The organism is Methanospirillum hungatei (assembly GCF_020216685.1).
GTDB classification, from domain to species: domain Archaea; phylum Halobacteriota; class Methanomicrobia; order Methanomicrobiales; family Methanospirillaceae; genus Methanospirillum; species Methanospirillum hungatei_B.
On the sequence record NZ_JAIWNS010000009.1, the window covers coordinates 1 to 10,000 of the forward strand.

Here is a 10,000-nt window from a genome sequence, read left to right on the forward strand (position 1 = left end):
TTCTGCTGGTCGATTTCTTTGGATGGATGACCTTTTCTCCCCTGGTTACGAATTTCGCAATTCTTGGAGCGGTGATTGGTCTGCTGGTTCTGTTTGTCCGGAATGGTCCGATGGGATTTTTCAGTCTTACCGGTTTTTTGGGAGACTGGCTTTCATATGTCAGAATCCTGGCTCTGGCTCTTGCAACCGGAGGAATTGCCATGACAATTAACATATTGTCCGAAATGATAGCATCAGTTCATCCGTTGATGATAATTCCTGCAATACTCTTTTGTATTGCCGGCCAGCTTTTTAACCTGGCCATACAGACTCTTGGAAGTGTAATCCATGCCCTGCGACTGCATTATATTGAATTCTTTGGAAAATTCTATTCCGGTGGCGGAAAAGAGTTTGTTCCGTTTCATGAGCATCGTGTGTACACAAGCGGTACACGAGAGGAGGTAATATGACAATAGGGACCGGAACGGTTTTAATGGCTATCGGGGCCGGAATAGCAGTGGGATGTTCTGCTATTGGGTCTGGAATCGGAGTAGGTATTGTGGGTTCAGCAGCGTCAGGGGTGATATCTGAACGGTCTGAAAAATTCGGAATGGCTCTCGTATTTACTGCAATTCCCCAGACCCAGGCGATATATGGTCTTCTTATTGCAATTCTTATCCTTCAGGCCGGAGGATTTCTGGGCGGGACTGCCGGTGACATCCCTACTCCTGCAGGACTTGAGGCGGTCGCAGCAGGTCTTGCGGTTGGTCTGGCCGGTTTTTCAGCCATCGGTCAGGGCATAGCTGCATCATCAGGTGTTGCAAATACCGCTGAAAAACCGGAGATGTTTGGGAAAGGCGTGGTATTTTCTGCAGTCTGTGAGACCCAGGCAATATATGGGCTTCTTATCGCCGTTCTCATGCTTGCCCTTACCGGGATATTATCATCAGATTTCTCTGTTGAGATGCCGGTTGCAATCGGGCTGGTTGGGGCAGGTCTTGCGGTCGGACTGGCCGGTTTTTCAGCCATCGGTCAGGGGATTACCTGTTCAAGTGGTATTGCTGCAACGGCACGAAACCCGGGTGCGATTGGGAGATCCCTTGTGTTTGCTGCAATGTCAGAGACGTTTGCAATATTTGGTCTGCTGGTTGCCATTCTGATTCTCTTTGGCCTTGGCCTCTTTAGCGGATAACGGTCGGCATGTCTGTTGAAACCATCATCAACCGGATACGGGAGGAAGCTGAAGGCCAAATCCGGACCATCAGGGCAGAAGAAGCCTGTGACGTGGGGGCAATCAGAGCCCAGGCCGAACAAAAAGCAGAAGATGCCTATAATCACCGGATAACAGAGGGCCAGCGCGAGATCAGATTGCTTATCGCAAGTCAGGAGTCACGAACCAGGATAGAAGCGAAACGAAAGGTCAGAGAGGTCAGGGAGGAGATGCTCAGGCAGTGTTTTGATGAGGTATCTTTGTATCTGAAGACGATACGTACAAGACCTGAGTATCCTTCATTTTTACAGGCCATGATTACCGAATCTGCGAAAAATCTTGGCCCGTCTGATATTGCTGTAAAAGTTCACCCTGATGATCGAAGGCTTGCAGCAGATATTATCTCCAGGATAAACCAGGAAGGCTTCTCGCTCATTCTCTCAGATGAGCCGGTTGATACCAGTGGCGGGGTTATATGCGAGCGGATCTCTGACCGGGTGGTGATTGACAATACCGTAGAGGTCAGGTTTGTCCGCCTGGAACGTGAGATGATCGTTGCAGCATCCCGCATCCTCTTTCATGGTGAACAATAATGGATATCCCTGATTTGAACACCCTTCTTGATGCAGGCTCTCCGTATTTTACCCACCTGTCAGGGGCGGTTCTTATCGTCATTCTGGTTCTGCTCTTTCTGACCCTTCTGAGTACCGCCGGATATTTTCCGGTTCTGTTGTCGATAACCTCATATACGCCGATAATAGCACGGCTGAAGGCGAAAGGGGTTCCTTTCATTGAACCTGAACAACTTCGGGAACTGATGCAGAGTGGTTCGGTTCAGGACTGTATGAGCAGGCTGAAGAGTCATGGCTATCTGACCGACATACCGATAGAATGCACGCCTGATCGGGCAGAAGAAGAACTGCTCCTTGCATGGTACGAGGAGGTGACATTGCTCCGGTCACAGGCTCCCCGCGATGCATGGCTCTTTTTTGATGCGTTTCTCTTCTTTCAGGAGATTGCAAAAGTCAAACGGATCATCCGGCTGATCCATATGGACCGGGCAGGAGCGATTGTGGAAAACCCAAAACTCTGGCCTGAAGGATGTTCACCGGATCTTGCCGCAAAGCTTGGCAACGTCCAGTCCATGAATGAAGGGGTTCGTCTGTTGCAGGAGACCAGATACGGTGAGCCTCTCCTTTCAGCTCTAGCTCTTTACGAGAAAGAGAAGTCGGTATTTTACCTGGATCATGCCCTTGACTGTATGGGGTTTTCAGAACTGAAAAGTCAGATGTCGATGGTCCAGACATATATGGCCTCCCCGTACCGTGATTTTATTGCAGTTCTGATTGATATCCAGAATATCAGAGCTCTCATCAGGGCAAAACACTCAGGGTGGAATCCGGAGGCGGTACCGCTCTGTCTGGTTGACGGAGGTCAGGAGCTTCCCATGTGGAGGCTGGTTCAGATGAATGAGATGATGAGTGTTCCGGATCTTCTCCGGCAACTCTCCGGGACCGGATATGATCCCGTCCTGTCCCCCGTGCAGAGAACCTATCCCTCTTCGGATACGATGCTCCGGATGGATATGGCTCTTGACCAGTTCCTTCTCGATACCGTATCAAGGCTTGGGCTTGTCTATTACCATACCGGAGGGCCGCTGCTCTATTACCTGGTGGCAAAAGAGTTTGAATTACGCAATATCCGCATCATTTTGTCAGCGTTGTACGACGGGTTTTCTGCTGATAAAATCACCCCGATGCTCATCACCGTCCCGGAGGAGACATGAAAGTAGCTCTTCTTGCATCCCGGCGTATGGTGATAGGATTTCTTCTTGGCGGGGTGCATAGAGGATATATCTGTGAAAATGCAGAGGAGTCACGGGCTCATCTGGATGCATGCCTGAAGGATTCGGATATTGGAATTATTCTGGTGAGCAAAACCGTTGCCTCCATGATTCCGGACAGAATACATGACATAAAGAGTTCCTCAGATCTGATTCCGGTTATCTCGGTAATACCGGATGGGCCAGAACCCGGACCATTCTGCACCGGGTAAGATATGAGAGTGGGAAAAGCAATGGAAAAAAGAAAACACGACGAGAAAGATACGATGGGTGAGAAAAACGGTGTTATTATCCGGGTAACCGGTCCGGTGGTTGAAGCAGAAGGAATGGCCGGCAGCAGGATGTATGAATCGGTCAGGGTTGGAAATGCCGGGTTAATCGGTGAGATTATCATCCTTGAAGGGGACCGTGCCACCATCCAGGTCTATGAGGAGACGATCGGTGTTACCCCTGGTGAGCCGGTAGTCAGAACCTATCTTCCGCTCTCTGTTGAACTGGGTCCGGGACTTATCGGCACTATGTATGACGGAATCCAGCGGCCCCTTGAAGAGATCCTGAAAAATAACGGTGATATGATCGAACGGGGCTCCTCTGCTCCGGCTCTGGACCGGACAAAAAAATACCGGTTCTATCCTCTTGCAAAGTCTGGTGACACGGTGCGGGAAGGTGACCGGATCGGTTGTGTCCGTGAGTCGGTATCGGTCAATCATTATATTCTCATCCCGCCAGGCCTGTCTGGTACTTTGCATTTCATTGCAGAACAGGGAGAATACGTCATTACTGATACCATCGCCATCCTTGATACCGGAGAAGAGAAGAAAGAACTCACCATGATTCAGCGCTGGCCGGTGCGGGATCCCCGGCCGGTTCGTGAACGTCTGGACCCGATTGAACCCCTCCTGACCGGGCAGCGGATCATCGACACCCTCTTTCCTCTTGCCCGCGGGGGAACTGCGGCCATCCCCGGTCCCTTTGGTTCGGGAAAAACGGTCGTCCAGCAGCAGCTGGCAAAATGGGTCAATGCAGAAATCATCATCTATATCGGGTGTGGGGAACGGGGCAATGAGATGGCAGATGTTCTTGAACAGTTCCCGACCCTCAAGGATCCCCGGACAGGTCATGCCCTGAGCAGCCGGATGGTCCTTATTGCAAACACCTCAAATATGCCGGTAGCAGCCCGTGAAGCATCGGTATACACCGGGATTACCATTGCTGAATATTACCGTGACATGGGGTACCATGTTGCCCTTATGGCTGACTCGACATCACGGTGGGCAGAGGCGATGCGTGAAATATCCGGAAGGCTTGAAGAGATGCCGGGAGAAGAAGGCTATCCTGCATACCTGAGTTCCCGGCTTGCTGACTTTTATGAGCGTGCCGGCAGGGTGTCTCTGCTTGGGTCAGGGGATCATGAGGGATCCATCTCGGTAATCGGAGCGGTCTCCCCGCCGGGTGGAGATTTTTCAGAACCGGTCACCCAGAACACTCTTCGTATTGTCAAGGTATTCTGGGCACTTGATGCGGATCTTGCGTACCAGCGGCACTTTCCTGCGATCAACTGGCTCATGTCTTACTCTTTGTACAGTCCTATCGCCGGGATATGGTGGGAGGAGCATATCGGCCCGGACTTTATCAGGATGAAGCAGGAGATGATGGAGATATTACAACGGGAGAATGAGCTGGAGGAGATCATCCGACTGGTCGGTCCGGAAACACTTCCTGAATCTGACCGTCTGCTCCTCTTAAAGGCCGAGATCCTTCGGGAGAGTTACCTCATGCAGTATGCCTTTGATGAATTTGATACATTTACCGGCCCGAAGAAACAATATCGTATGTTAAAAGCCATCTTCACGTTCTTCTCCCAGGCAGAACGAGCTCTTGAAACCGGGATTTCTGTCTCACGGCTCCGTGGTCTTCCTGTCATTGAATCATTTGCAAGAATGGGTACTGCATCCCCTGAAGAGGAGGATCCGCTCTTTGAAAGTATAGCCCGTGATACGGACGCGATACGGGATCTGAAGGAGGTTTTATGACCGATCTGAGATTTCGGACCTATACCGGCGTGTCAAAGGTGGTCGGTCCGCTCATGGTTCTGGATGGTGTCGAAGGGATCGGGTATGGTGAGATAGCAGAGATCACGCTCCCCGGCGGTGAGGTCCGTATCGGCCAGGTGCTTGAGACGACAACCACCAGGGCCATGGTGCAGGTATTTCGGGGGACGAGGGATCTGGATACCGAGAAGACACAGGTCAGGTTCAGGGGAGAGCCGATGAAGATATCCCTGTCATCTGACATGCTTGGGCGGACATTTGACGGGAGTGCCCGGCCGATAGACGGTGGCGGCCCGGTCATTCCTGAATGTATCCGTGATATTTATGGATCTCCGATTAATCCGGCTGCCCGTGAACATCCCCGTGACTCCATTCAGACCGGGATTTCATCCATAGATGGTATGAATACTCTGGTCCGGGGCCAGAAGCTTCCCATATTTTCCGGAGCAGGACTTCCTCATAACCTGCTGGCTTCACAGATTGCACGGCAGGCAAAGGTGACCGGTCAGGCAGAGAAGTTTGCGGTTGTCTTTGCTGCGATGGGTATTACCTATGAAGAGTCGGCCTTTTTTATCAGGGAGTTTGAGGAGAGCGGGGCACTGGAACGGACGGTTCTCTTCCTCAACCTTGCCGACGATCCGGCCATTGAACGGATCATCACTCCACGGCTGGCTCTTACCACCGCAGAATACCTGGCTTTTGATAAGGGTATGCATGTCCTCGTGGTGCTTACCGATCTCACCAATTACTGTGAAGCCCTTCGTGAGATTGCAGCAGCGAGGGAGGAGGTGCCGGGCAGACGTGGGTATCCTGGGTATATTTATACCGATTTAGCATCACTCTACGAGCGTGCCGGTCGTATTCGCGGGAGGGAAGGGTCTATTACCCAGATTCCCATCCTGACGATGCCTGATGATGATATCACTCATCCGGTTCCTGACCTGACCGGGTATATCACCGAAGGCCAGATCGTTCTCTCACGGGATCTCCATCGGAAAGGAATCTACCCGCCTGTTGATGTCCTTCCCTGTCTCTCCCGTCTTATGCAGGGAGGAATAGGCCCGGGGAGAACGAGGGCCGACCATGCTGAGGTTAAAAACCAGCTCTACTCTGCATATGCCCGGGGTATCAGGCTGAAAAGTCTTGTAGCGGTTATGGGAGAAGAGGGGCTGACATCGCTTGACAGACTCTATATCCGGTTTTGTGACCGGTTTGAGAATGATTTCATCAGGCAGGCATCATACGAGGATCGTTCTTTTGATGACACGCTCACCCTTGCGTGGGACCTTTTGTCAATACTTCCAAAGGCTGAGCTGAAGCGTATCAGTCCTGATTTTATCAAAATGTACTATCATGGCGAGGAGATTCTGGAATGCAAAGGGCCGTAATTGCAGGAGTCAGACCAACCCGGCTTGAATTAATACGGCTCTCACGACGTGAGCAGATCGCCCGCAAAGGCAGGGATATCCTGCAGGAGAAGCTGGATGCCCTTGTCCTTGAGCACGCACGTCTCACAAAAGAACTGGAAACCATGGCGGCTTCAATCCAGGATCAACTACAGGATACCTCTGATGCACTTATACTGGCAGGGATCATGACCGGATGGGTCAGACTTGAAGAACTGGCTGCAGCCTGTGGAAAGATCCCGGAGCCTTCTGTCACCGCTTCCCAGGTTATGGGTGTCCAGGTTCCTGATATTACCATGCCTGATGTGGCAGGGTATTTTATGACTCAGCGGGGATATAGCATGGCAGGTACATCAGGGCAGGTTGACGAGGCTGCTCTCCGGTATGAATCGGTTTTAGAGTCCCTTATCACCTATGCATCACTTGAAGGAAGGGCGGATCGAATCTCACTTGAGATGAACAGAACGAGAAGACGAGTAAATGCCCTAGAGCATCTTGTCATTCCCCGGCTGGTGCGGACCATGCGGTATATTGAGTTCAGGCTTGAGGAAAGGGAGCGGGAGGATCTCTTCAGGAGAAAGCGGATGAAGCAGAATATGGAGCGGAAGGAGAGGTGAGGAGATCAGGCTTCCCCTCTGTTATGATCTTCTGATGACAAGAACCGGTTTTGTTGCCAGCCGGGCCAGTTCACATGAAAAACTTCCATGGAGCATCTCGGCGAAAAATCCTTTCTCTGTTGGCACGGTACTGATAAGCGAGACATCCGCCTCCTGTGCATAATCCAGTATCCGGCTGACGAGATCGCCTTCAAGGATACGATGCCTAATCTCTGCACCGGCTGTCTGTATCTGTTTACATCTCTCCTGAATATCCTGTTCTGCCTGGATTCTTATCCGTTCAAGTTCCCGTTCGGTCTCACCCCGTGAGATCACAAAGGCAACAATGATCTCTCCAACATCAGGAATCTTCGCCAGTTGTTCAACGGCTGTCCATGATTCAGGGGTGAGATCAACCGGAACCAAGACCCGTGAAAAGATCCGGGGGCAGTATTTCTGAAACTTCTCTCCAGACAGGGTCTCAATTATCTCCCCCCTCATGATCAGGAGATTCTTCTTTGAGTCATGGAGGATTCGGTGGGTAACGCTCCCCAGATGCAGACCTTTGATGATGCTTTTTCCCCTTGCACCCATGACAATGATGGTCGAGTTATTTCGTGTCGCTGCATCATCAATTCCTGAGGCGATAGATTCTGAAACCAGAACTTCAGATTTGATGGATGGAATACCAAGACTTTTTAAGATTGTGGCGTCGGACTCAATCCGGTTCTTCGCAGATGAAGTCATATCACCTCTCAAAGATGCCGGTTTATCCGTGCTGATCACATGAACCACAACGACCTCCTCAACACCGGGGAGATCTGCGATACAGTCCATGACACGCCGTGCATAATCTGAAAAATCCGTTGGAAACAGAATTCGTCTGAACATATACTCCTCTCACATCGAATGATTACGTCACCAACTCTTTGGAACGAAATTATCAGTATTTACGATACTGGCACTGTCACCGGTTGCACGGATTACGAAAAGACCATTCTTCTCAGCCATTACTGCAGTACCGGCATCTTCTGAAATAAATGCAACCGCACCGTACACCCGCTTGTCAGAATATTCGGGCATCCAGGTCTTCGCATATTTTAGTTTATTCAAAAAACCCCTGATATCTTCGGGTCGGAGGGTGGTTTTAACTTCTACGATTACTATTTCAGTTCCGTTGATAGCGATGATATCAAACTCGTAATCAACACCATCACGTCGCCCGGATCTCCGTTTAATGGTATCAGTAACTTCTATCCCACGCTGATTGAGAATAGAAATTATATCCCCTTCAACCAGGGATTCAACGAGTTTTCCCCATTGTGATACGAACAAGCGTTCCAGTTTGTTCAGTTCTTTATCAGTCTCCTTGAATATCTGATCAGTTTCTTTAAATTTCTGGTCAGTTTCCTTGAACTTCTTGTCTGTTTCCTGGAACATAAGCCAGACTTTTTCAAAGGAGAGTGGTCCCTCTGGAGTGTTTTGATCCGATGATGATACTTTTGGTTGAGAAGAAGGTGTCATTTTCCTGATATACTATTGCGAATTGGTGATATTATCTGTTCCGGGAGAGATCTGAAAACCATACAAAGGCCTCGTATCGATAGGTAATATGATTAGTGTAATTCATTGATGGATACCAGGAGTACTACTCTTAAATATTATGTGAGTGTAAAAGGTCACTATCTCACATGACACGGGGTGATAGGTATGGCTGTACCAGATATGAAGAAGATCCTCGAGCTCAAGCAGATTGCGATGAAGCGGTGCGAGGATCGGATACTCGAAGCCGCAAGCCGTCCGCCCTGTAAAAAGCATCTTGAGGATACCGACAGCTATGGAATGACCCGGAGAATGAAGAGCAAATACGGCCTTTAATAGTGGTATTTGTGATACATACGGACATTCCAAAGTCTTAAACTGCCGGGTTTCAGCCTGGCTTTATGGGAAAGGAGAAGGGTATGGAGACAGAACACTCACTGCTGGATCAGATATCACGAAAGGAAGCAGAGCTGAAAGATCAATGTGATATTGCCTGTAAAGAGGCTGAAACCCGGATTCATGATGCACGGGTCAGGGCACGAAGTATGCGGGAGGATGCAGAACAAAAGGGAGCAATGGAGGCATCACAGTATATGCAGAGCGGGCTTGATGAACTTGCGATAGAGATCAGATCGATTCTTGCAGCTGGAGAAGCAGAAGCTGATAAAATCCTGAAAACAGGAGAGACAAAAGTAGACAATGCGGTGAACAGAATAACCGAGATGGTCCTGGGATAACATGCTGCAAAAGATGAAGAGAATCCTGGTGGTCGGTCCGAAAAAAGACTATCAGCGTATTATTGATGTACTGTACCAGGCAGGTTCCATTCATCTTGAAGATGCAAAGAGTGATATCCCTGATGCTCCGGTGATAAGCCCTCTTGATACGTTTCATACTGAAGAGTTGTCCTCTCTTCTCATCCGAATCAAAGGACAGATCCAGATCCTTACTCCGGTAGACTCAAAAAAGCAGAAAAAAAGCCCTTTTATTGAAAAGTACGCAAGTCTCCCCTATGAAGATCTTCTGATTACTGCAACAAATATCTGTGATTCACTTGAGGAGAAGCTCAGGTCACTTGAAAACAGGAAGGGGGATCTTGATGTCCGGTATACGACTCTGCTCAGATATGAAAAGATCATTCGGAAGATCTCTCCCCTTGAGCAGCAACTCCCTACTCTTGAAGGCTTTGAAGTCACGATCCTGATTATTCAGAAGGAATTTGAATCGGTCCTCGACATTATTCATCCCTTCCTCTCAGAAATCACAAAAAACCAGTTTGAATTTATCAGTGCTGATCTTGATGAGAAAAACATAGCAGTTATTACGGTCTTTAGTAAAAAATATGCCAATAAAGTTCATGATTTTCTCTATTC

At 49.4% G+C, this 10,000-nt stretch carries 12 protein-coding genes and 1 pseudogene; 11 read left to right on the forward strand and 2 right to left on the reverse strand.

What is annotated here, in order from left to right:
- From LDL35_RS00480 to LDL35_RS00515, 8 genes are all read left to right on the forward strand, one after another.
- A partial coding sequence (locus tag LDL35_RS00480; protein ID WP_304018399.1) for a V-type ATPase 116kDa subunit family protein occupies window positions 1–449 on the forward strand: 449 nt, incomplete at its 5' end.
- Window positions 446–1,171 carry a V-type ATP synthase subunit K gene (locus LDL35_RS00485; RefSeq protein WP_304018401.1) on the forward strand — a complete coding sequence of 242 codons (726 nt, stop codon included), beginning with the start codon at window positions 446–448 and terminating at the stop codon, window positions 1,169–1,171. The genes LDL35_RS00480 and LDL35_RS00485, both read left to right, overlap by 4 nt.
- Before the next feature lie 8 nt (window positions 1,172–1,179).
- On the forward strand, window positions 1,180–1,782 hold the full coding sequence (locus tag LDL35_RS00490; protein ID WP_304018403.1) for a V-type ATP synthase subunit E: 603 nt from the start codon (window positions 1,180–1,182) through the stop codon (window positions 1,780–1,782).
- Window positions 1,782–2,975: a V-type ATPase subunit gene (locus LDL35_RS00495; protein WP_304018404.1), complete on the forward strand. Its 1,194-nt coding sequence runs from the start codon at window positions 1,782–1,784 to the stop codon at window positions 2,973–2,975. The genes LDL35_RS00490 and LDL35_RS00495 overlap by 1 nt, the downstream gene beginning before the upstream one ends.
- Window positions 2,972–3,244 carry a V-type ATP synthase subunit F gene (locus LDL35_RS00500; protein WP_304018406.1) on the forward strand — a complete coding sequence of 91 codons (273 nt, stop codon included), beginning with the start codon at window positions 2,972–2,974 and terminating at the stop codon, window positions 3,242–3,244. The genes LDL35_RS00495 and LDL35_RS00500 overlap by 4 nt, the downstream gene beginning before the upstream one ends.
- A 54-nt stretch (window positions 3,245–3,298) precedes the next feature.
- The gene (locus LDL35_RS00505) at window positions 3,299–5,065 is read left to right on the forward strand and encodes a V-type ATP synthase subunit A (protein WP_304018420.1); all 1,767 of its coding nucleotides are present in this window, start codon (window positions 3,299–3,301) and stop codon (window positions 5,063–5,065) included.
- Window positions 5,062–6,471, forward strand: a complete 1,410-nt coding sequence (locus LDL35_RS00510; protein ID WP_304018408.1) for a V-type ATP synthase subunit B — start codon at window positions 5,062–5,064, stop codon at window positions 6,469–6,471. The genes LDL35_RS00505 and LDL35_RS00510 overlap by 4 nt, the downstream gene beginning before the upstream one ends.
- Window positions 6,456–7,106, forward strand: coding sequence for a V-type ATP synthase subunit D (locus LDL35_RS00515; RefSeq protein ID WP_304018410.1), 651 nt, complete (start codon window positions 6,456–6,458; stop codon window positions 7,104–7,106). Before LDL35_RS00510 ends, LDL35_RS00515 begins: the two co-directional genes overlap by 16 nt.
- A 21-nt stretch (window positions 7,107–7,127) precedes the next feature.
- Here the strand turns inward: LDL35_RS00515 and LDL35_RS00520 are convergent, their stop codons facing one another.
- Window positions 7,128–7,976, reverse strand: a complete 849-nt coding sequence (locus tag LDL35_RS00520; RefSeq protein WP_304018412.1) for a universal stress protein — start codon at window positions 7,974–7,976, stop codon at window positions 7,128–7,130.
- A 27-nt stretch (window positions 7,977–8,003) separates the two neighbouring features.
- Window positions 8,004–8,609, reverse strand: a complete 606-nt coding sequence (locus LDL35_RS00525; protein ID WP_304018413.1) for a hypothetical protein — start codon at window positions 8,607–8,609, stop codon at window positions 8,004–8,006.
- A 186-nt stretch (window positions 8,610–8,795) separates the two neighbouring features.
- On the opposite strand from LDL35_RS00525, the gene LDL35_RS00530 reads away from it, so the two are divergent.
- The 3 genes and pseudogenes from LDL35_RS00530 to LDL35_RS00540 form a co-directional block, all read left to right on the forward strand.
- Window positions 8,796–8,963 carry a hypothetical protein gene (locus LDL35_RS00530; protein WP_158498201.1) on the forward strand — a complete coding sequence of 56 codons (168 nt, stop codon included), beginning with the start codon at window positions 8,796–8,798 and terminating at the stop codon, window positions 8,961–8,963.
- Window positions 8,964–9,046: 83 nt separating this feature from the next.
- Window positions 9,047–9,364, forward strand: a complete 318-nt coding sequence (locus tag LDL35_RS00535; RefSeq protein ID WP_304018418.1) for a V-type ATPase subunit subunit G family protein — start codon at window positions 9,047–9,049, stop codon at window positions 9,362–9,364.
- Between the two features lie 13 nt (window positions 9,365–9,377).
- Window positions 9,378–10,000, forward strand: a pseudogene (locus LDL35_RS00540) (V-type ATP synthase subunit I); the annotation flags it as partial.